Origin of the sequence: Streptococcus zalophi (assembly GCF_016481285.1) — a bacterium.
Classification (GTDB): domain Bacteria; phylum Bacillota; class Bacilli; order Lactobacillales; family Streptococcaceae; genus Streptococcus; species Streptococcus zalophi.
On the sequence record NZ_JAENBP010000005.1, the window covers coordinates 93,001 to 115,139 of the forward strand.

Annotated in this window: 19 protein-coding genes; 13 read left to right on the forward strand and 6 right to left on the reverse strand. The window is 34.8% G+C overall.

What is annotated here, in order from left to right:
- From JHK64_RS05170 to JHK64_RS05220, 11 genes are all read left to right on the forward strand, one after another.
- Positions 1 to 870: an L-ribulose-5-phosphate 3-epimerase gene (locus tag JHK64_RS05170; RefSeq protein ID WP_199567934.1), complete on the forward strand. Its 870-nt coding sequence runs from the start codon at positions 1 to 3 to the stop codon at positions 868 to 870.
- Positions 864 to 1,571 carry an L-ribulose-5-phosphate 4-epimerase gene (locus JHK64_RS05175; protein WP_199567935.1) on the forward strand — a complete coding sequence of 236 codons (708 nt, stop codon included), beginning with the start codon at positions 864 to 866 and terminating at the stop codon, positions 1,569 to 1,571. The genes JHK64_RS05170 and JHK64_RS05175 overlap by 7 nt, the downstream gene beginning before the upstream one ends.
- Before the next feature lie 532 nt (positions 1,572 to 2,103).
- On the forward strand, positions 2,104 to 3,468 hold the full coding sequence (locus tag JHK64_RS05180; protein ID WP_199567936.1) for an aldehyde dehydrogenase family protein: 1,365 nt from the start codon (positions 2,104 to 2,106) through the stop codon (positions 3,466 to 3,468).
- Between the two features lie 35 nt (positions 3,469 to 3,503).
- Positions 3,504 to 4,310, forward strand: coding sequence for a helix-turn-helix domain-containing protein (locus JHK64_RS05185; RefSeq protein WP_199567937.1), 807 nt, complete (start codon positions 3,504 to 3,506; stop codon positions 4,308 to 4,310).
- Between the two features lie 9 nt (positions 4,311 to 4,319).
- Complete coding sequence (locus JHK64_RS05190) at positions 4,320 to 5,237, forward strand: bifunctional enoyl-CoA hydratase/phosphate acetyltransferase (RefSeq protein ID WP_199567938.1); 918 nt, start codon at positions 4,320 to 4,322, stop codon at positions 5,235 to 5,237.
- Positions 5,237 to 6,343 (forward strand): butyrate kinase, encoded by a 1,107-nt coding sequence (buk, locus tag JHK64_RS05195; RefSeq protein ID WP_246450905.1) that lies wholly within the window; start codon positions 5,237 to 5,239, stop codon positions 6,341 to 6,343. The genes JHK64_RS05190 and buk overlap by 1 nt, the downstream gene beginning before the upstream one ends.
- A gap of 294 nt (positions 6,344 to 6,637) precedes the next feature.
- Complete coding sequence (locus tag JHK64_RS05200) at positions 6,638 to 8,308, forward strand: BglG family transcription antiterminator (protein ID WP_199567967.1); 1,671 nt, start codon at positions 6,638 to 6,640, stop codon at positions 8,306 to 8,308.
- 171 nt (positions 8,309 to 8,479) lie between these two features.
- Positions 8,480 to 9,571, forward strand: coding sequence for an L-ascorbate 6-phosphate lactonase (gene ulaG / locus JHK64_RS05205; RefSeq protein WP_199567940.1), 1,092 nt, complete (start codon positions 8,480 to 8,482; stop codon positions 9,569 to 9,571).
- Positions 9,572 to 9,803: 232 nt separating this feature from the next.
- Positions 9,804 to 10,352, forward strand: coding sequence for a GNAT family N-acetyltransferase (locus tag JHK64_RS05210; RefSeq protein WP_199567941.1), 549 nt, complete (start codon positions 9,804 to 9,806; stop codon positions 10,350 to 10,352).
- A 66-nt stretch (positions 10,353 to 10,418) separates the two neighbouring features.
- Positions 10,419 to 11,042 carry a DUF8188 family protein gene (locus JHK64_RS05215; protein ID WP_199567942.1) on the forward strand — a complete coding sequence of 208 codons (624 nt, stop codon included), beginning with the start codon at positions 10,419 to 10,421 and terminating at the stop codon, positions 11,040 to 11,042.
- Positions 11,043 to 11,176: 134 nt separating this feature from the next.
- Positions 11,177 to 13,858, forward strand: a complete 2,682-nt coding sequence (locus tag JHK64_RS05220; RefSeq protein ID WP_199567943.1) for a pneumococcal-type histidine triad protein — start codon at positions 11,177 to 11,179, stop codon at positions 13,856 to 13,858.
- Between the two features lie 264 nt (positions 13,859 to 14,122).
- Here the strand turns inward: JHK64_RS05220 and JHK64_RS05225 are convergent, their stop codons facing one another.
- The 5 genes from JHK64_RS05225 to JHK64_RS05245 all read right to left on the reverse strand — a co-directional run bounded on the left by JHK64_RS05225 (position 14,123) and on the right by JHK64_RS05245 (position 18,372).
- Positions 14,123 to 14,578: a DIP1984 family protein gene (locus JHK64_RS05225; protein ID WP_199567944.1), complete on the reverse strand. Its 456-nt coding sequence runs from the start codon at positions 14,576 to 14,578 to the stop codon at positions 14,123 to 14,125.
- Between the two features lie 63 nt (positions 14,579 to 14,641).
- Positions 14,642 to 15,655: an ABC transporter permease gene (locus tag JHK64_RS05230; RefSeq protein ID WP_199567945.1), complete on the reverse strand. Its 1,014-nt coding sequence runs from the start codon at positions 15,653 to 15,655 to the stop codon at positions 14,642 to 14,644.
- Between the two features lie 14 nt (positions 15,656 to 15,669).
- A complete protein-coding gene (locus JHK64_RS05235) occupies positions 15,670 to 16,890 on the reverse strand; it encodes an ABC transporter permease (protein WP_199567946.1) in 1,221 nt (406 codons plus the stop codon).
- A gap of 1 nt (position 16,891) precedes the next feature.
- Complete coding sequence (locus tag JHK64_RS05240; protein ID WP_199567947.1) at positions 16,892 to 17,746, reverse strand: ABC transporter ATP-binding protein; 855 nt, start codon at positions 17,744 to 17,746, stop codon at positions 16,892 to 16,894.
- On the reverse strand, positions 17,743 to 18,372 hold the full coding sequence (locus tag JHK64_RS05245; RefSeq protein ID WP_199567948.1) for a TetR/AcrR family transcriptional regulator: 630 nt from the start codon (positions 18,370 to 18,372) through the stop codon (positions 17,743 to 17,745). Before JHK64_RS05245 ends, JHK64_RS05240 begins: the two co-directional genes overlap by 4 nt.
- Positions 18,373 to 18,623: 251 nt before the next feature.
- Between JHK64_RS05245 and JHK64_RS05250 the strand changes: the two genes are divergently transcribed.
- A complete protein-coding gene (locus tag JHK64_RS05250) occupies positions 18,624 to 18,944 on the forward strand; it encodes a helix-turn-helix transcriptional regulator (RefSeq protein WP_199567949.1) in 321 nt (106 codons plus the stop codon).
- 14 nt (positions 18,945 to 18,958) lie between these two features.
- The gene (locus JHK64_RS05255) at positions 18,959 to 19,777 is read left to right on the forward strand and encodes a hypothetical protein (RefSeq protein ID WP_199567950.1); all 819 of its coding nucleotides are present in this window, start codon (positions 18,959 to 18,961) and stop codon (positions 19,775 to 19,777) included.
- Between the two features lie 76 nt (positions 19,778 to 19,853).
- Here the strand turns inward: JHK64_RS05255 and JHK64_RS05260 are convergent, their stop codons facing one another.
- Entirely contained in the window at positions 19,854 to 22,130 is a 2,277-nt protein-coding gene (locus tag JHK64_RS05260) for a Xaa-Pro dipeptidyl-peptidase (protein WP_199567951.1), read from the reverse strand.
- Positions 22,131 to 22,139: the final 9 nt, after the last annotated feature.

Genomic DNA, 22,139 nt, shown 5'->3' on the forward strand with positions numbered 1-22,139 from the left:
ATGGTTCGTCCCATTGGTATTTATGAAAAAGCCACACCAAAGCAGTTGACTTGGCTAGAGCGTTTGTATTTTGCCAAAGAACTCGGTTTTGATTTTGTTGAGATGTCTATTGATGAGTCAGATGCGAGATTAGAACGTCTTGATTGGACAAAAGAAGAGCGTTTAACCATCGTTAAGAACATTTTTGAAACGGGTGTTCGTATACCAACTATTTGTTTTTCTGGGCATCGTCGTTACCCACTTGGGTCAGACAATCCCGAGATAGAAGCAAAATCATTAGAATTGATGAAAAAATGTATTGAGTTGGCACAAGATTTAGGTGTCAGAACGATTCAATTAGCCGGTTATGATGTCTATTATGAAGAAAAATCACCAGAAACACGTGTTCGCTTCATGAAAAATCTTCGTCAAGCTTGTGATTGGGCAGAAGAAGCACAAGTTATTTTGGCCATTGAAATCATGGATGATCCTTTTATCAATTCCATTGAAAAGTATTTGGCAGTGGCAAAAGAAATTAATTCGCCTTATCTATTTGTCTATCCTGATACAGGCAATGTCTCGGCTTGGCATAATGATTTATGGAGTGAATTTTACTTAGGACATCATGCCATAGCTGCCATTCATTTAAAAGATACTTACCCAGTCACAGAAAACTCAAAAGGACAATTTAGAGATGTGCCTTTTGGTCAAGGTTGTGTGGACTGGGAAGCACTATTTGATGTGTTAAAAAGAACCAACTATAATGGACCATTTCTCATTGAAATGTGGTCTGAAAACTGTGAAACAGTGGAAGAGACAAAAGCTGCGATAAAAGAAGCGCAAGATTTTCTTTATCCATTGATTGAGAAAGCAGGGTTGAAAACATGGTAAAAGATTTAAACGAGATTAAAAAAAGAGTTTGTGAAGCCAATAAAACACTTCCTAGTCATGGCTTAGTCAAATTCACTTGGGGCAATGTTTCTGAAGTTTGTTATGAATTGGGTTGTATTGTCATTAAACCATCAGGTGTAGATTACGATAAATTAAGACCTGAGGATATGGTTGTGACAGACCTTGATGGTAATATTATTGAAGGAGATTTGAATCCTTCTTCAGATTTGCCGACCCATGTCGCCTTGTACAAAGCTTGGCCAGAAATTGGAGGCATTGTTCATACCCACTCGACCGAGGCTGTTGGTTGGGCGCAAGCAGGAAGAGATATCCCGATTTATGGAACAACTCATGCAGACTGTTTTTTTGGACCAATTCCTTGTGCGCGTTCTTTGACGGAAGAAGAAGTTAATACAGCTTATGAAAAAGAAACGGGTACTGTCATTTTAGAAGAATTTACCAATCGTAAGCTTGATCCTTTAGCTGTTCCAGGAATTGTTGTCCGTAATCATGGACCATTTACTTGGGGGAAAACGCCTGAACAGGCTGTCTATAACTCAGCTGTCTTAGAAGAAGTGGCTAAAATGAGCCGTCTCACAGAACAAATCAATCCAAGAGTTCAACCGGTTCCAAAACATGTTATGGATAAACATTATTACAGAAAACATGGTGCTAATGCTTACTACGGGCAAAAATCATAAAGACTTTGCCAAAATAAGTTATCATCATTAAATAAAAATAGTTTTGATAAAAGAAATCTGTTGATAGAAATTCAATTTTGTCAAACATAGCAACTTTCAAATAGTTAAAAAGCTGAGACTCGTGTCTTAGCTTTTTTAGCGACTAAATATAATTCTTCATATCAATAACGGCAGTAAAATGATATTATGAAAAATCTCTCATTTTGTTGATGATTTGGAGACTCTACTCATTAAGAAAACTAAGATTGTGATAAAATATAAGTAGGATAAGAGATAAAACTTTTAAAATGATGTAATAAGTAAGTATACTATTTAGTAATATTGGTTGCCTAATGATGAAAGGTTATTAGATTTTCTTAGTGATAGCACCAATGAGATAGTCATTTTAAAAAGTAATTTAAATAAAGATAAATAAATCTACTATGAGTAGTCAAAATGGCTTTAAAACATCACAAAGTGCGCAATTTTACAATTTTTGAAAACGCTTTCCCTGTATACTGTAAGTATCAAGCAGAAAAAAGGAGTGTGCATTATGGAAAATGAAGTAAAAGACTTAATTGAAAAGTCTAAAGTCGCATTGCAAGAATACATTCACTGTTCTCAAGAGGAGGTTGATAAGTTTTGTTATGCCATTTCAAAAGCTGTTTATGATAACGCGGAACTTCTAGCACAAGAAGCTGTTGATGAAACTCAAATGGGGGTTTTTGAACATAAAATCATTAAAAATAAAGGAGCCAGTTCTAGTATTTGGCACCAAATGAAAGACAAGCCTTCTGTTGGCATCATTGAAAGAAACGAAAAGGAAAATTATTTTAAAGTAGCTAGTCCAAAAGGAGTTATTGGATGTGTAACACCAACAACTAATCCAAGTTTATCATGTATTGGTAATTCATTAGCAGCTTTAAAAGGACGTAATACAGTTGTTATCTCCCCACATCCACGTGCTACAAAAGTATCAAAACACACTGTTGATATTATGAATGAAGCTCTTGAAAAAGTCGGAGCACCAAAAAATCTGATTCAAATTATTTCTGAACCATCTGCTGATAAAACAGTGGAATTGATGGCTAATGTCGATGTTGTTGTAGCAACTGGTGGAGCTGGTATTGTACGTGCCGCCTACTCAAGTGGTACGCCTGCTTATGGAGTTGGTCAAGGGAATGTCCAAATCCTTGTTGCCGAAGATTACACTGATTTCAATAAGGTTGCTGAAAATGTTGTGGTTAGTCGTTACTGGGATGCTGGTGTTCAGTGCGTTGGTGATCAGGCTGTTATTGCACCAAAACAAAAAATCCCAGAATTAGTCAAGGCCTTTGAAAAAGCTGATGCCTTTTATATCAATGATAAAGCAACAGTGAATCAATTTAGAGACTTATTATTTGAAAATGGTACTTTTTCTCGACACATTGTTGGGAAAACAGCCTTACAAATTGCTGAGATACTACATATTGATGTGCCAACAACAACTAAAATCTTCTTGCTAGATTTACAAGATATGCCTCATGGTGATAAGGAATTATTGTGTGGTGAAAAAATGTGTCCTGTGACTGTCTTGTTATCATATGACAATTTTGAAGAAGGTCTGCAATTGGCTGTTGATAATCTTAAATATCAAGGCGCTGGACATTCAAGCGTTATCTATACTAACAATAAAGAAACCATTGAAAAAGTGGGACTAACAATTCCTGCTGGACGCATCCTCATTAATCAACCTGGAACATCTGCTACTGGAGCAACATTAACAAATGCTATTCGTTCGACATCAAGTATTGGTTGTGGCTCATGGGGTAATAATAGTATTTCTCATAACTTAGTTTTTGAAGATTTATTGGATATTGCCATTGTGGCAGGTACATTTGATACCCCAGCACCAACCGATGAAGAAATTTATCAATAACTCTGATTTGTATTAAAAAGAACGGAGGGTCGGCGATGAATTTAAGTTTAAATCAAAAAAAAGAGCTCTTTGCTCCCCAAGTACAACCTTGGATAGAGAAAAAAACAGAACATTATCAGTCGACCCTTGTTAAATTAAATCTAAAAAGTGTGAAATCTTTTGCGGTTTTATCACAATTTAACAATCCTCAACACAAATTAGAAATTTATCCGGATTCTTGTCCTAAACTATTGATATCACTTGATAAAACAAATAATAAGTCTTTGTTAATTGGTGCTAGAGATCATTTAGGTACTGTTGAACTTCATCCTCAAAGTGATGTTTTTCTGGCAAGTCTCTATTCATACTACGGCACTAAAAATTGGAAGATTAAAACGGCTGAATCGTTTAATCAAATCATTGAATTAAGTGATGCTCTAGAACAAGCAGAAATTCTTGAATTTCAACTTCTTCAAGCGAATAGTTTTGAAGAAAGAGTTAACCTCATCAAAAATTTTTATCTGCTTCATATGACGGATTTTGATTATGATGTTGGTATTGCTGAGTACGCTGCGCTATACTTAAACAAACATTTTAATGATGTTAAAATCAACAAACTAGTAGAGTCTATTGGTTATAGTCGACGCCACATTGAAAATCAATTTAAACTTATCAATGGAGTCTCTTTAAAGAAATACAGTAGTATTTACAGATTTCAAAAAGCACTTAAAGTAATGTTTGATAAAGAAATGTCAAACGCTGATATTGCTCAAAAAATGGGTTACTTTGATGAATCTCATCTTATCAAGGATTTTCATAGTTATACTGGATTAAGTCCTTTGAAATTAGTTAGTATGTATTAAGGAGGACAGATGATGATCAAAAATTTTGATGATTTATTTGTGCATCTAACACGCTTTGAAAAACAAATTGTTGCTGTTGTGTCACCAGAAGATTTAAGCACATTAAAAGTTATCGAAAAAGCAAAAGAACTACAAATTGCTGAATTTATACTTATTGGTCAAGAAGATGAACTCACAGCTCTTATCAATAATTACTCACTTAATTTAAAGGATACTCCAATTATTAATCAAGAAAATCATAAAAAAGCTGCAGAGAAAGCAGTTGAATTGGTTAAAATGAATAAGGCACAAGCCATCATGAAAGGTCTCGTGCACTCATCAACATTTTTGCGACCTATTCTAAACAAAGAAACAGGTTTTAATATTGGTAAAAAAGTGAGCCAAATTTCAGTATATGAAAATAGTCATCAAGATGAGCTTGTTCTGTTAACAGATTGTGCTATGGCTATTAATCCTGACTTGATGGAGAAGAAAGAAATTATTGAAAATGCCGTACAACTTTCAAAAGATTTAGGTTATCAAATGCCAAGAGTTGCCGTATTAGCTTCTCTTGAAAATGTCAATCCAGCCATGCCTGATACAATTGATGCCGCCTTATTAGCTAAAATGAATGATCGTAAACAAATTAAAGATTGTATTGTTGACGGCCCACTAGCCTATGATAATGCAACATCAAAAGAAGCAGCTAAACAAAAGAAAGTTGGTGGTCCTGTAGCAGGCCATGCACAAATTTTACTGGTTCCAAATTTAACTGTTGGTAATGTTCTAACCAAATCTTTAGTTTATGATGCAAGAAAAACAGTTGCATCTGCTGTTGTTGGCCTAAATGTTCCCATAGTTTTCACTTCACGATCTGAATCAGAAGACGGCAAGTTAGCAACAATTGCTTTAGCCACCTACCTTTCAATTGTAAGGAGGAATCAGTGATGTATCAAATTTTAGTGATTAATCTAGGCTCCACCTCAACCAAAATAGCTTTTTTTGAAGATCAAAAAAAGATTATTCAAGAAACCGTTAAACACCCGACAGAAGACCTCATGGCTTTTAATAACGTTAGTCATCAGATTGATTATCGTAAAGCTGCCATTGAAGATTTTATGACACGCCACCACATTGATAAAAAAAAATTAGATGCTGTTGTTAGTCGTGGAGGCAATACGCGACCTATTGAAAGTGGTATTTATGAAGTGACACCTTTTATGATTGAAGAACAGTTGAGTGGTGTTTTTGGTTCTCACCCAACAGACCTAGGAAGTAGTATTGCCTATCAGTTAAAAGAAGAGGTTGGCTGTCTTGCTTTGGTTGTAGATCCTCCTGCATCTGATGAATTTTCAGATTTAGCGCGTGTATCGGGTCATCCTAAAATTGTCCGTATTAGTAGTGTACATGCTCTTAATCATAAAGCTATTGCTAGGCAATATGCCAAGGATATTGGTAATAGTTATGAAGCATTAAATTTAATTGTTGTTCATATGGGAGGAGGCAATACCGTTGTGCCTCATTATAAAGGGCGTATGATTGATGGTGGACATGGGTTATATGGTGAAAATGCTTTTACAACCAATCGTTCAGGTGGACTGCCAGTAACTCCTGTCATTGAGATGTGTTTCTCAGGTAATTATACTAAAAAAGAAATGATTGAAATGATTAACGGTAAGGGTGGCTTGACAGCCTATCTGGGAACAGCTGATGTAAAAGAGATTGAGGAAAAATCTGTCACAGATGAAAAAATGAAATTCTATTTAGATGCCATGATTTATCAGGTGGCTAAAGATATTGGTTCTATGGCTGTTGTTTTAAAAGGTGATGTTGATGCCATCCTCATCACAGGTGGCATTGCCCACTCAGAATATGTGACAAAACAACTTAAAGAATATTGTGAATTTATTGCACCTATTAAGATTTATCCTGGTGAAAAAGAAATGGAATCTTTAGCAAATGGTGCTTGTACTGCATTAAAAAATCCTAAACAAATTATAAATTTTGATGATTATGTCCAAAATAAAGTGACCAAATTCAATGACTATGTTTAAAAGATTGTTTCTTTAAAATGGTTTTATTACAGAAAACATGGTGCTAATGCTTACTATGGGCAAAAATCATAAAGACTTTGCCAAAATAAGTTTACATCATCCACCAATGATTCATTTCAAGCAGTGTTTATAAACACTGCTTTTTCAATAGAACTATTGGCAGAATGGGTATGATATTATAAAAATAAAAAAGAACACTTTAGTTGTTGGTATTTTAAACATTTTGCTTATTAAGAAGTATGGAATTGTGATAAAATGTAAGTAGGATGAATCGTGAAAGTGAGGGACCTAGAGATGATGTTGTTAGATAAAAAAAGCTATGACCTTCTTTCTTATTTAATCAACTTAGATGAGGCAGAAACGGTAATGACTATTTCTCATGCTTTGGGTCAATCAAGACGCAAGATTTATTATCATTTGGAAAAGATTAATGATGCACTGCCTCAACACGTTGAGCAGATAGAGTCTTATCCAAGAGTAGGAATCTTACTATCCACAGAGCAAAAAGAAGCCTGTCGTAAACTCTTAGACGAGGTGAGTGACTATCATTATGTTATGAAAAGTGATGAGCGAATCAAGCTTTCTGCTGTATATATTGCCATCTTTCCTGAGCGTGTCATTATCGACAAATTGATGCAGATTAATGATGTCTCACGAAATACTGTTTTAAATGATTTAAATGAGCTAAGAGAAAGATTAGCTCAAAAGGAATACAGTATCAAATTGCATGCGAGTAAGTCTCGAGGCTATTATTTCGAATGTCATCCCTTATCCTTGATTCAATTTCTGTACAAAATTTTAGATGGTATTTATCATGGTGAAAATACTAGCTTTATTGATTATTTTGACCACCGATTAGAAGAAACGTTAGGCTTAACCACTTACTTCTCAAAAGAAGTGCATGATTATATTGAACAATTTCTTATCTCCTCTCAAACCAGTCTAGGTAAGACCATTAATAGCCAAGATAGTCAGTTTATGGTAAAGATTTTACCCTTTATTCTCCTTAGCTACCGTAATATGCAGTTTAGCAATCACATTAAGAATGGTTTAGACCAAGATTTTGATTTAATTTGGAAGCGCAAAGAATACGTGATTGCAAAAGAATTTGCTCAGCAATTACGAGAGCAATTTGGTATTCAATTAGATCATATTGAAACAGGTCTTGTTGCCATGCTGATGCTTTCTTTCCGCAAGGACAAAGATAGTCACGTTGAAAGTCGTGACTATGAGGAAATGCGTGAGACACTAAAAACCTTCATTGAAAAAATAGAAAATTGTTGTCATATCGAGTTTCTTCATAAAGATGATTTGCTCAAGCAGTTGATGATTCATTGTAAGGCACTTATTTATCGAAAAACCTATGGTATTTTTGCGGCTAACTCTTTGACAGCTCATATCAAAGAAAAATACCATGACTTATTTACGATAACGAAAGCCCATATTCATGTCTTAGAAGAAAATTGGGATCTTACCTTTGATGATGATGAGATTGCTTATATTACAATTCATCTAGGTGGTGCTTTTAAAAATAGTAAGCAAGAAATTCCCAAGACAGAAGTCATTCTTGTTTCTGATGATGGTATTGGCTTACAAAAATTACTCCTTAACCAGTTTCAACATTACTTACCAAATTGTAACGTTCAAGCCATTTTTACAACGGAACAGTTTCAAAGTGTCAGCGATTTAATTTCAGAGGATACTCTTGTTGTGTCAACTAGTAGTTGTCTAGAAATTGTTCTCCCCTTCTTAGTTGTTAATCCTATTTTAAGCGATGAAGATATTATTCGACTAATCCATTTCACAAAACAAAGAAGCCTTTCTGATAATTTCTACCTTTCTGAAGAATTGCACAAGTCTATTTCTCAGTTTGTAAGAGAAGATATAGACCGTAAGGCACTAAAAAACCAAATAGAGAAGTTAATCCGTCGCGAACTGATGAATGATATTTTCCCCAGAACGTAATCTTTTGTTATCACCTCAGCTACCTGAACAGAGTATGAGATGGGCTGGGGTATTTTTTGTGCCCAAACGACCCATTTTTGAACACTTTAATGTGTGAGACTTGGTCTTTTTTTTAGTGATTATAAGGATTATACTAAGAGTGTAGAAAAAATAAACTGGAGGAAAAAATCAATGCCTAAAGTACAAGATATAACACGAGAATCATGGATTTTGAACACTTTTCCTGAATGGGGATCATGGTTAAATGAAGAAATTGAAGAAGAAGTTGTGCCTGAAGGCAATTTCTCCATGTGGTGGCTAGGAAACTGTGGTGTCTGGATTAAGACTCCGGGTGGTGCTAATGTTGTCATGGACCTTTATTCTAGTCGTGGTAAATCAACCAAAAAGGTTAAAGATATGGTACCAGGACATCAAATGGCCAATATGGCAGGTGTTCGTAAATTACAACCAAACTTGAGAGCACAACCTGTTGTTCTTGACCCATTTTTAATTAATGAGTTGGATTATTACTTGGTATCTCACTTCCATAGTGATCATATCTGTATCAATACTGCGGCAGCTATTTTAAATAATCCAAAACTTGATCATGTTAAATTTATCGGACCATACGAAGTCGGTGAAACATGGAAGAGATGGGGTGTTCCAGAAGAACGTATGATTATTGTCAAACCTGGTGATTCACTAGAGTTTAAAGATATGAAAATTACTGCTTTAGAATCGTTTGACCGTACTTGTATCGTGACCTTACCAGTTAAAGGAGCAGATGCTCAAAATGGTAGTTTAAAAGGTTTACCAGTGACTGATGAAGAAATGAACAGTAAGGCAGTTAACTATGTCTTTGAAATGCCTGGTGGCACTGTTTATCATGGTTTTGACTCACATTTTTCAAACTATACTGCTAAACATGGTAGAGATTTCAACATTGATGTCACCATCAACAACTACGGCGAAAATCCTATTGGTATTCAAGATAAAATGACTTCTATCGATTTGCTTCGTATGGCTGAAAATCTTCGTTGTAAAGTCGTTATTCCTGTTCATCATGATATTTGGACTAATTTCCAAGCCTCAACGGATGAAATTCTCGCTTTATGGAACATGCGCAAAGAACGTCTTCAATATGGTTTTCATCCATTTATTTGGCAAGTTGGTGGTAAATACACTTACCCTCAAGACAAGAACCGCCTAGAGTATCATCACCCACGTGGTTTTGATGATTGCTTCTTGGAAGATTCTAATATTCAATTTAAGGCTCTACTATAATATTGTAAAATTATTTTATTAATATTTTAATAATGCTCCTAACAATACTCCTTTATTGGAAAAATTATAAAAATGCTCATCTCTGAAAAAAGATGGGTATTTTTATTAAGCTTTTTTGATACAAAAAGATTATTACTTGCTAATAGAGTGGGTTAAAATCTTTTTGGCTCTTTGCCTCTAGTTGTTCATAGCCAAAAAATGTTATAATAATAGAAAAAGCTTGGAGTGTCTTATGGATAATTTATCATTAATTCAACCAAGCCTTGCCTATGAAGCAGAACTAATGACTTATCGTGAGGCTTTTGATGAGGAACATATTTATGGGGGAGCCAATTTAGCTCAGTATGAAAAGATTGCTGACTGGCTTTCTTATCTTGAAAAGATGTCTGATGAGTCAACTTGTCCACCAGATAGAGCCCCCTCAACGACTTTTTTGTGTGTCAGACAGTCTGATAATGCCATTGTTGGTATGTGTAATATTAGACATCATATTAAAACAGCGTTTCTACTTAACATTGGTGGACATATTGGTTATTCGATTAAACCAAGTGAGCGCTTAAAAGGTTATGCGACTAGACAACTCCATTTAGCTTTGTTGGAAGCTCAAAAAATGGGTCTTGAAAAAGTCTTACTCACTTGTGCAGAGGATAATATTGGTTCAGAGAAAACAATTCTAGCTAATGGCGGTATCTATGAGGATACGAGATATGATGCTAGTGATGATGAAAATATAAAAAGATATTGGATTGATTTAGAAAAATTAGTTGAGTTTAATTGGTAGAAGATGATAATTACCTTATGATAAATCTGTTTTAAACATTTTCATAAGGGTAGAAAGCGAGGTCGAATGAAAAAGAATAAAGAATTGACCCCATTTGAGACACTAACGTTTTTAAGTACTGGTTTGTTTCTTGTTTTCGTGTTGCTTGTTCCAATAATTCTTCAACTCTTTATTAGTGTGGATGATTATGTGAAAAATTCTGAGTCTGTGACTTTATCGTCTTACCATCTTGTCAAATCAGACGATTTTTTTGCCATTGGTTTTTCTAGAGAAAGTGAGCTGATTGTTAGCCAGCAAACCTACTATGATGTGCTTTACTATCATAAAAAAAAGAATGACCTTGCTTGGATTGATTTGTCAGGGGATTTGGAAGATAAATCCTTGCTGGTAAAAATTAACCCAGAAGAATTTAAAAAGCACAAGGGTACTAAGAGTGATCCGATTCCCGTGTTTAATGTCGCGATTGAAGAAGAGCAATTCGAATGGGATGACAAGAGCTATCGTCATAATATTGAAGAGCATATTATTTATGAAGATATTTTACATGCAGCATCTTATAATACATTTCTTATTTATTGGATGTGTATCAGCGTGGTTCTTGGTATGATAGCTTTTTTCCTTCATATGAATAGAGAAAACAAGCGACGCAAAGCTGAAAAAGAAATGAAACGAAATAGGCATTTATTATAACAATATCAGACTGATATCACTTGATGTGCAAGTGATATTTTTTTGTCAAAAATAGCTTTAAAGTATTGTCCAAGATAACAAATCATGATATACTTAACCGGTGAAATATTTACTGGTTAAGAAAGGAACTAAAAATGAAACGTCGTAACTATATTTTTGGTGTGATGGGAGTTTTGTTATCTTGTCAACTTGTCTTATCAGCTTGTCAAAACCAAGAGACAAAAAAAGAGACGACAGCTAAAACGCATCAGGAAACAAAAAAGAGTAAGAAAACAAAAAAATCAGCTAAAAGTAATGCTACTAAGAAAAAAGACGCCTCAAAAAAGAAAGGTGTTTCTGGAGTTGATTATCCAACGGATGATGGCTTTTTATTTTCAAGTGAAGCACAAATTCAAAGTAAAACAGCAGATGGTCTTATCTTAAAACATGGTGATCACAGCCACTTTATTTTCTATTCAGAGTTAAAAGGGACTAAGTGGTCTTACTTGATTCCAGAAGAGTATGTTGAAACAGCTAAGCCAAACTCTTCTGTCTCTTCAACCAATCAAGTGGTAGGCAGTTACCAACTAGATGATGGTTATGTGTTTAACCCAAGAGATATTGTTGCAGAAGATGCTAATGGTTATACTGTTCGACATGGTGATCATTATCATTATATTTTTAAATCTCAATTATCCAATACGCAAAAAGAACAAACAAATCAATTGATTAGAACGCAGCCATTACCAATAGCCCCGCCAACTATTCAAACGCAAAATGGTATTCCTGGGCTTGATTACCCAACGAGTGATGGTTTCTTATTTACTGGTCAAAATATTGCTGGCAGTACAGCTACAGGCATTTTAGTGGGTCATAATGGTCATTTTCATTCGCTCAGTTTTAATGATTTGAAAAAGAGTCGATGGGCTTATCTTGTTGAAGAGTATCAAAAACCTCAAGTCAAACAACCTGCACCTTCTACAGAAAAGAAAACACCAATACCAAAAGAGCCTGCACCTTCTAAAGAAGGACAATTGCCAGAACTACCAGATTCTTCTAACGAAGAAAAAACACCGACACCAGAGGAAAAACCTACCTATCAAAAGGAAATTAGTTATTTAGCAGCTGGTTTGGGCATTGATCCTTCCTTGATTAAATTGATTGAAACAACTGAGGGGGAGATTGGTTTTGAATACCCTCACGAAGATCATAGTCATGTGATAATGTTAAAAGACATCGACATCACACAACCGTTTAAAACACCAGAAGAAGATATTGAGGAAACTCTTGAAGAAACCATTGATGGTGAAACACTTGAGGAGCGAAAAGAAAGACTTATTAAAGAGTTCATGGAGCGCTATCAAGTGAGACGTGAGGATATTACTATAAAAGGCAATTATATGTCGATTAGACATGGTGACCATGCGCATATCTATAAAATTGATCCTAGTCTTCCAGATGATCCAGAACGTGATGAAACAACCGAAACAACTAATCTAGAGATTGAAACAGGAACGGTTTATGGACCATTTTACCCAGATGTTCATCAAACAAGAATGTCAAAAGCAGATGTCAAAGACTACTTTAAAGTAGATGATGTTCAAAACATTAAAAATTTCATTCTGCTTGAATTTAGTAGTGAAAATGAATTTGGTGATTTAAAAGGAAATGATGGCCTTGTCAATCGTATTTACTATCTTGTTCGTAAGGATTTGGATTGGTCTGAGTTAGAGATCTCAATGCCAGAAACCATGGCTAAAGAAAAAAGTCTGTTTAAAGGATGGCGAGAAGAAATGCCAACGTCAGGTAAAATGCCTAGAGAAAGTCAACATTTTATAGCGTCATTTGATAAAATCAGAAAAGCACCTACAAAAGATGTTTATGGCCCATTTGATGACACAACAGATATCGATTTATCAGATTTCACTGCCATCAGATACACCACTATCACTAATGGTCGATTAGAATTAGACGGCAATATTCAAGGAGGCTTCATCTATCTCGTTAATCGCAATCTTACTTGGGCAGAAGCTAAGGAAAAAGGGATGAAAATACCAACCCCTGTTCCTAATGAAGGGTTTGAGTTTATTGAGTGGCGTAATGTTTCTGTTTCAGAAATAGATGAAAATTCGCCTGTCAATGCTGCGATTAATTTAGCTGCTTTTGGGACAACCAGTCTAAAAATTGGTCCATATCTTGCTCAAAATCCAGATAATCCAACAGACAAAAATGACCCACAAAGACATCCTAATTATTATTGGCATAATCCTGAAAAATATGCCGCTGTTGCTTTCCAAGCAGATGAAAATGGTGAATTGATTAGCCCAGTTGGACGTGGGAGAGCTGTTGTTTACTTGATTAGAAAAGGAACATCACTTAGTCAAGCTAGCATTTTCCCACCAGCTACTCAAGCAAAAGAGGGTTATGTTGCGGGGGATATGTCACATATCATCGCTAACTTTAATAAACCGGTTGAAGAGGATACAACATACACCATTTCTTTCACCAAACGTGAAGAATTACCCAAAAATGATGATTTGGACGACCCATTTGGACCAGACTATGATCCATTTGCACCAGAATCTGATGATTTGGCTGGACCATTTGGACCAGACTTTGACCCGTTCCCACCAGGATTTGACGACTCAGACGACCCATTTGGACCAGATTTTGATCCATTCCCACCAACAAGTGAGGAAGTGACAGCTGAGCCATCGTCACCTAAAGAGGATAAAAAATCAAATGTCAATGATTTAGATGATTTATTGGCTTCTAATATCGATGAAACAACTAATCCGACACCTATTAGTGATGAATTAGCTAATTTTGAGTATTAATAGTCATTCTAAGACAACTAAAAAAGCTTCTATCTTTTTGATAGAAGCTTTTTGTGATGGTTTTGTAACTGTTATTTAATTCCCCGTACCCACCCTCGCAACGGATATAAATTAGTATGTGGTAGTGACAATTAGTTGTGATTTGTTCAGTGGTAACAGTTCTGGGCATCAGTTGTAAAAAGTGGATTCGAACCACGGACCTTGCCCCAAAGTCTGCCTAAACAAAGTTATACTCACCTTTATATCAGAAGCTACCGTCTCGTATTAAAGAAGATCAATCTGCCAATTCATACCTTGAATAGCAGTATCTAATTCTCTAAAGGCTTTTGAGAGACTGTCTATTTCTTTTTGTAATTTTTTGACATCAACAGTGCTGACATATTTAATTTCACTTCTTGAATACCTAGCTTGTTTTTGACTAGCAACATCAGCAACCTCACTAAGCATATTTCTCTTGGCTAAAAGAGCATCTCTTTTGACAAGAGCATCTGATAACGTCTTTTTATCATCAAATTTAGTGTGATAATTTGTTTTATTAATAGCTTTGATAATTTCTGTCAATTCATTTTGGAGACTGGTATATTCCTTCAATAATTTTTCAGGATTTTCACTAGGGGCATCACCCTCTTGGATTAAAATATTTTGATTTAATCTATTTTTAATTTGTTCCAGTCTTTTTTGTAAATCTGATCTAAGAATTAATGCTTCTGCTAGTTTCATTCTTAATTACCCTCCTAAAAAATCAACCTATTGTTATGGACATTATACCATATTCCTAAAAAACTAGGCCTTACGAAGTTTTTTTCTAATCATTGGAATAGAAATGAGATAAACAGTCATCGAGATGGCAAAAACAATTAACATGTAAAAGAACATTTCATTCCAGATAGCTTCTTTTGATAAAATAAGGTCATTTGCCTTATAAATCCAGTAAAAAGGATTCCAGTACATGGTCCATTGCCAGTTATCAGCCAAGAGCTCATAACCAGCCACAGCAGCCACAATTGGTAACATCATTAGTTTCATGCTACTTGCTACTTCGATAATATCTGTGGAATTAGTCCCTTGTAAAAATCCAACTAAAGCGCTAAGGACAAAACTCATGAAACCAATACTAAGAAGCATAAACCAGTTGATATCAGTATAACCTAGGATAAGGAGTGAGATGATAATACCAAACAAGGCAGAACAGCCACCAAAGAGACTTTTGCCAAGGATAAAAGCTCCTTGAGATACGGGAGAAACCGTCATGGCACTAATGGTATTATCTGATTTTTCCTCAACAAGTCCTAGGGCAATCATCATACCAGATGACATAATCACTAGAAGAATAAGCATATTAGTCAGTTTTGTTTTTAGTGGATTAACACTCGTCTTAAATGTAACAATGACAGCACTACTTGTTTCAGGATTTGCGCCTTCTTTGAATTTTTGGTTTAGAAATTGAGCCAGAAGAATCGTTTGTGAGGATTCGTTACCTTCTACAATCATCTCATAGTCATTGTTTTTTGAGATGAGACCAATGCTATCATCCGGTTTTAAAAGACGGTCCTCTAATTCTTCTTTATTATCAAAAAGTTCGACTTGTGTATACTTTGTCATGTAATCGATATATGTTTTGGATTCAGTCTTTAACATGGCTGTTTTAATGGAAAAACTGTTTTCACCCAGTTGAGGAAGGAGCAACAAGATTCCAATAGCTAGTATGATTGGAACAAGCAACAAGTAAGAAAGGATGGCATCACGTCTGGCAATCTTAGCATCTTTTAAGAAAATCGTTAGTATTTTGCGTAGCATAGGATATCTCCTTTCTAAACAGTCAATGTCTTTTTAAATCTGATGTCTGAAAGGATGAGTAGCACCATTCCAGAAAGAATCGAAAGACCAATTGATAATGCAGTAAAACTGATATCTGATGTCCCTGACAAAATGTCTTTAAACCCTTGTAAAAGGAAATAAGTAGGAAGCATTCTTAACCAAGTTGGGTTAAATGTGGTGATGTAATAAGATAAAATCGGCAACATCAGTATTAGCATAATGAGATAAAGCACTGAAAAAGCTTTGTTCAAGTGATTGAAAAAACTGGCCACTAATAATCCTAAGCTACAAAAGGCAAAAGAACTTGCGATGAGTAAAGGATAAAAGAGAAGATAATCTGGTCTTGCTTTCATTATTGGAATTACAATAATACTTGTTGAGATGAGGGTACTTGTCATTGCAACCATGATTTTTGTGAAAAGATAGGTTTTCATTGAACCAGGAGATACAGCAAAAGCCTTGATGGCACCTTGTTCTTTATCTAAAAAAATATAAGAAACCATGACGAAAAATCCCATTAGAGAGCCTAAAATGGTCACAAGTGGTGGTAACATTAATTCTCTTTGATTGAGTGTTTCTCCTGTCTCCAAACGTTTCATCTTGTTAGTTGTTTGAGATGATGGCATAACTTGACTTTCACCTGAGTGTAGTAGATAAAGCAAGTCTTTTAATTGTGTGGGCTCATAGCCTTGAAGAAAATACTGAAATTGTGGCTTTCCTGAATCATCTAGTGATAGGATTAAGCCCATATTGCCTTTTTCTTGTATTAAACGGATGAAATCATCTTTATTATCAATGAGATAAATAAAGCCATAGCTTGCCTTTGTTTTTGGGTTGTATTTTTCAAATGTTTTAGCTGTTACTTTTTTCTCATCCGAAAAAGAGTAGTGCTGTTCAGAGCCTGTTTTATCATCAATCAAGGTAAATTCATTTGGTTTTAGCACCATTTCTGAGTCATCAACTGGCTTAAGACTTATGTCGATAGCATTAAATAAGTGACTTTTTTCTTCCTGAGTATTCTTGTTAAAATTGTCAAAAATCTGAGACATATTGACATCCAAGAAAATGAATTCATTAGTGGTTGTTGAGGGCTGTTCTTTTACTAAAGTCATTAAAACAATGAGGGCAATCACGGCTACAATAATTTCAATATAAAAGTAAAACCCCCTCGCTGCAAGCTTCATCTCCTTTATAAAGGTATGAAATAGTCTCATATCAATTCAACCCCTTTCCTGTTACTTGGATAAAGATTTCCTCAAGGGTTGCTTCTTTTGAGTGAAGGGTTTTAACCTCATAGGATGAAATGATATTGGCCAATCTCTCTTTTTCTTTTTGATCAGTTGTTTTCAAGGTTTCTTTGATAAGTTCACCGTTTTTATGGTATTCGACAACAACACTCTTTTGACCAAATGCTTGTTTGAGATTTTCTGGTGTGTCAATTAATTTGATTTCACCATCAATGATAAAGGCAACACGATCACACAACTCATCGGCAATGGTCATGTTATGGGTAGTTAAAAAACAAGTGGTTCCTTTTTCTTTTTCCTTTAAAATAATGTTTTTAATAGTCGCTGCAATAGCTGGGTCTAGCCCTGTTGTTGGTTCATCTAAAAACCACAATTCGGGACTATTAATCAAGGATCTGGCAAAAGTCAAACGATGCTTCATTCCTTTTGAGAAGGTGCCTGCTCGTTGATTTTTATGGTCTTCTAGCCCAACTAGTTTTAATAAGTCAAAAGGATCTCTTGTTGGCACATCAAAGAGACTAGCATAGTATTTGAGGTTTTCTAAAGCAGTGAGTTTACTATAGACATTGGATTGTTCAAAGGATACACCAATTTTATTGAAGCGCTCTTGATGAGATTGTTTTAAATCATAACCATTAACAATAACGTCACCAGTTTGTAGCTCTAAGAGACCTGTTAAAATGTTTTGTGTGGTTGATTTTCCAGCTCCAGAAGGGCCTAAAAAGCCAAAAATTTCACCTTTTTTAACATCAAAACTAATATTTTTAACGGCTAATTGGTCATCGTTTGTGTAAGAGTGTGATAAATTTTTAACAGTAATCATGCGTCATTCTCCATTTCTGAGTGATAAAATAGATTTTTTAAAAGGGCAATGTATCGCTCACTTTCTCTCAAGGCTTCTTGTAAATCTATTTTTTGATTTAGTGTGGTCTTCCAAAGTTTTGAACTTAAGCCCTCAAAGGTCCAATTAATAATTTCCATTCCTGTTGCAAGATTAATATCTTTTTTAAAAAGTGAAAAATCAATATTGTCACTATAAATACGCTGGGCAAGGAGAGTAGCCTCTTCACCAGCTATTTTTAACATATCTTTTTGTGTTTTTCCTAGAAAAATTCTTTTTTGGAATTCATAGATATAGGGATAATCCTCTACTAATTGAACTTTTAATAGCATGATTTGTTGGATACGGTTGAAAAAATCACGTTCTTTCCAATCAATATGATCACTGACATGCTCTTTAATCAGAACAATACTATAATCTACTAATTGATCATAAAGGCCTTTTTTATTACCAAAATAGTGAAAGAGAATACCTTTGGAAATGTTAGCGTGCTTGACCACTTGATTTGTCGAAGCATTGTCATAGCCATTTTTAGCAAATTCTTCAAAGGCAGCATTGGCAATACGCTTTCTTTTTTCTTTATCTATCTGTTCAAAAATTGTAGTCATAGAGCTTCCTCCTTCAAAATTGACCAAGCTGGTCAATTATAGAATAACATTTTTGACCACTCTGGTCAATTATGGCTATTTATTTATCATTACAAAGAAAAAAACTAAACTCATATCATTTTTGAATGAAGTTAGAAATCACTTAAACAATAAATTTTTAAAATATTGAACACTACTATGCTTTACATACTAGTCAAAAAGTGCTATACTCTAATTAACTAGTAGGTAAAACATAGTAGAGGAGGAAGATTGTGAAAGAAACACAGTTATTAAAGGGTGTTTTGGATGGTTGTGTTCTTCAAATCATCTCAAAAAAGGAAAGTTATGGCTATGAATTGATTCAAAATCTGAGAAAATCAGGTTTTGAATCAATGACTGGTGGTACTGTTTATCCCTTGCTACAAAAATTAGAAAAAAAAGAATTGATTAAGAGTCGGCTAAGGATATCTGATGATGGACCGGATCGCAAATATTTTTCGTTGACACCCAAAGGTGAAGCATACTTAAAAGAGTTTTGGCAACAATGGCAGGAATTGACGATAAAAGTAGCAAGATTAAGTGATGCTACTTAGTGGAGGAAGTAAATATGACATCTAAAGCAGATAACTATATCAAAAAAACTGAAGAAATCATTGCCCAAATGACAGAAAAAAATCGAGAATACTTTTCTAATCTACAATACTACATGATATTATCATCTTTAATTGTAGATGAAAAGGAAGTTAGAGAGCAAATTTATAATATGTCTCTTGATTTGCTAGACGCAGAAAAAAATAATCTTTCAGCTGAATCTTATTTTGGGAAAAATCCCAAAGCAATGGCAGATGATTTGATAAAACAAACAAAGCCTGAACCATTTTGGAAAACATTAGCTTTTATTGTGACCATAGAATTCTTGGGACTTGGTTCGTTTTCTTTGTATCAATTTTCTAATTCTGGTTCCTTAGACATTAATATTTTATCTTTCTTTATCTGGGGATTATTAGGTTTTCTTTTTATTATTTTTCTCCTTTATTTATTAAAGAACAGTGTGTATAGTCAGTTTAGTAAAAGAATAACTTATTTGGCAACTAGTGTTATCATTATTTTTTTACTAGCAATAGCATTTTCCTTTAATATTTTAAGTCACATTGGATATGTGCTTACTATTTCTCAACCATATGATTGGCTAATAATGGGATGTTTTTTTCTACTGTTACTGTCGTATGCACGGAAAATAACTTATTTTAGACCGCTTTTTCTCCCTGCATTAGCTCTTTTTTCTAATGGCGTGATTAAAAGATACTATCTTTTAGGGATATTACAAGGAGAACTCTGGCAAAGATGGCTTCCTCTATCGTTATTGTTGATTAGTATAATAGCTTTTTATATTTGGTTATATTTGTTATTAAAGAAATCTAAATAGAATGAAGAAAGAGACACCGTCTGGTGTCTCTTTTTAGTTTAGAATAAAGTAATTGTTATTATACCGATATAAATGGTTATACAATCGGCACTGTCATTGTAGACTCTGCTAAATCAACGCTCAAGCTATAATCACTATTATCTCTAATGGTATGTTCAAAATCTGTCGTATAGAGAATAACACGGATGCTATCTCCTTTTTTAAGGCGATAGATGGTTGGTTGTAACTTAAAGCTAAAGGTCATCCACTCCTCTGGCGTCACACTTTCAACGGTTAGCAGGTTAGTACGGTTTTGCAGGTTAAGGACTCCCTTAGTAATGACACGGTATGGACTTTCAGCAAAAGGTAATTCCATGAGGTGGTCTCTTGCAAAATCAATACCATTATCAATACTTTTGCCATCAATAATTCTTGGATTATCACCAAGTCTTTTAGCTTTACCAAAGTCCAACACTTGAGCAGAGAGGAGTCCTTTGTTAGTACTTGATTTCACTTTCAAATTAAGAGTGATTTCTCCATTGATGTGAAGATCTTTCTCCAACGTAATATCAACAACAATTTCATTAGCTTTATTATCAAATAAGTCAGACTTAAAGTTTCTAAACTGTTTGCTGTATCGTCTAAAAGTGTCGTCATCATAGTGATTTTGAACGATAGCCTCTTTATCACCCAATGGCATACTTTCTTTTTTCTCTGAACCAAAAGTTTCAAGGGTTTCCCAACTTTGTGCTTCTTGGTTATTTTGCCAGATAACACTTGGTAGCGTATAGCCATTATCATGACCTAATAATTTTTGGCTTAAAAGGGCATTCATGCTTTCTCTAAAGTCAATGGACTGCCAGTTATTCATATAAACATGGGCACCGTGATGAAGAAAGACGTGTTTTTTGACCTGTTCAGGTAAGGCGTTTAGGATATTATAAACATGGCGTGGTTTCACATTCCAGTCTTGGAGTCCATGAGTGTAAACCACTTCAGCAGTGACTTTATCAGCATGGTTGACGTAATTACGATTATGCCAAAATTGATTGTAATCGCCACTTTCTCTATCTAAAGCTTGTGATTGTTCCTTGAGGAATTTTTGATAATGTTCATTGTTCTTTAGATAATCACCGGCAACTAGATTACGTGAGTAGGTTAATTCTGTTAAGACATCCAAGTCTTCACCAGGATAGCCTCCAGGGCTACATACCAACCCATTTTCCCGGTAATAGTCATACCAAGAAGAAATGCCAGCTTCAGCGATGATCACTTTTAATCCATCCACACCTGTTGTGGCAAGACCTGTAGAGAGGGTTCCTAGATAAGAAATCCCTGTTGTTGCAACAAGTCCATTTGCCCAAGAGGCTTTCACTTGTTTATCACGTCTATGACTAGTATAGGCGTTAGCACGGCCATTAAGCCAATTGACAACAGCTTTAAAGGATGCAATTTGCTGATAATCACCACTCGTCATTAGTCCCGTTGAGTCTAGAGTCCCCACACCAGAAACATAGATATTCGCAAAACCTCTTGCAAGCAGATAATCATTAAGGCTGTAGGTTTTTGTAAAACTAAAGCTTTCCTCTGCATTTCCCTCTTCAAGGGGAGAAGGAGTTGTTTCTTTGAGAGTAATTTCTTCATTTGTTACTGAAATGCTATGAGGGTCTTTAACACTCAGGTCACCTTCCATCTTATATAACTTTTTATTAGATGCAGGATCGTTAATGCCTTGATGATAAGGGCTTTGCATCATTATTGTTGGTAAAAGATGAGTTGTTTTTGGGCGAATAATCGTTGTTTTAATCAAATCTAGTTGCCCGTCTTGGTCGGTATCAACCGGTGCTTCTACATAAACAATCTCACGAATTAATTGTGTTGTATCAAACGTTGGCAAACTCTTTCCATTGAAAAAGAGATAGTCATTGGTTGATTTGATTAGTCCTTGACTAATCAAGTGATCAATAAGCGTCATCCCATTTTTACCACGTGTGTTTAAGAGGTGATAGAGGTTGTCAATCACATTTTCTTCATTATAAGTAATAGGGAAATCTATTGTTTTAATAAAGGTTTTCGTATCATCAAAATCAACGTTTGGGATAAAACCTAATAATTGCAAAGAAATGGTATAGAAAATCTCAGCAGTAAGAGGTGTGTCAGCCTTCAAAAAGGTTAACAAATCAGTTTCTTTGTCAGCGATAAGACGACTTAGGGCAAAATCCTTGTCAGAGTAATGTAATAAGGTTTTTTTGATAAAATGTGCCATCTTTTCTTTATTTGATTGATGGTCTGATAAATCAAACCCTAACACTTGTAATTCAGCAAGTTGCTGTTCTTTATTTCGTTTAATATAGCTGTATTGATTATATTTCATAGACTATTT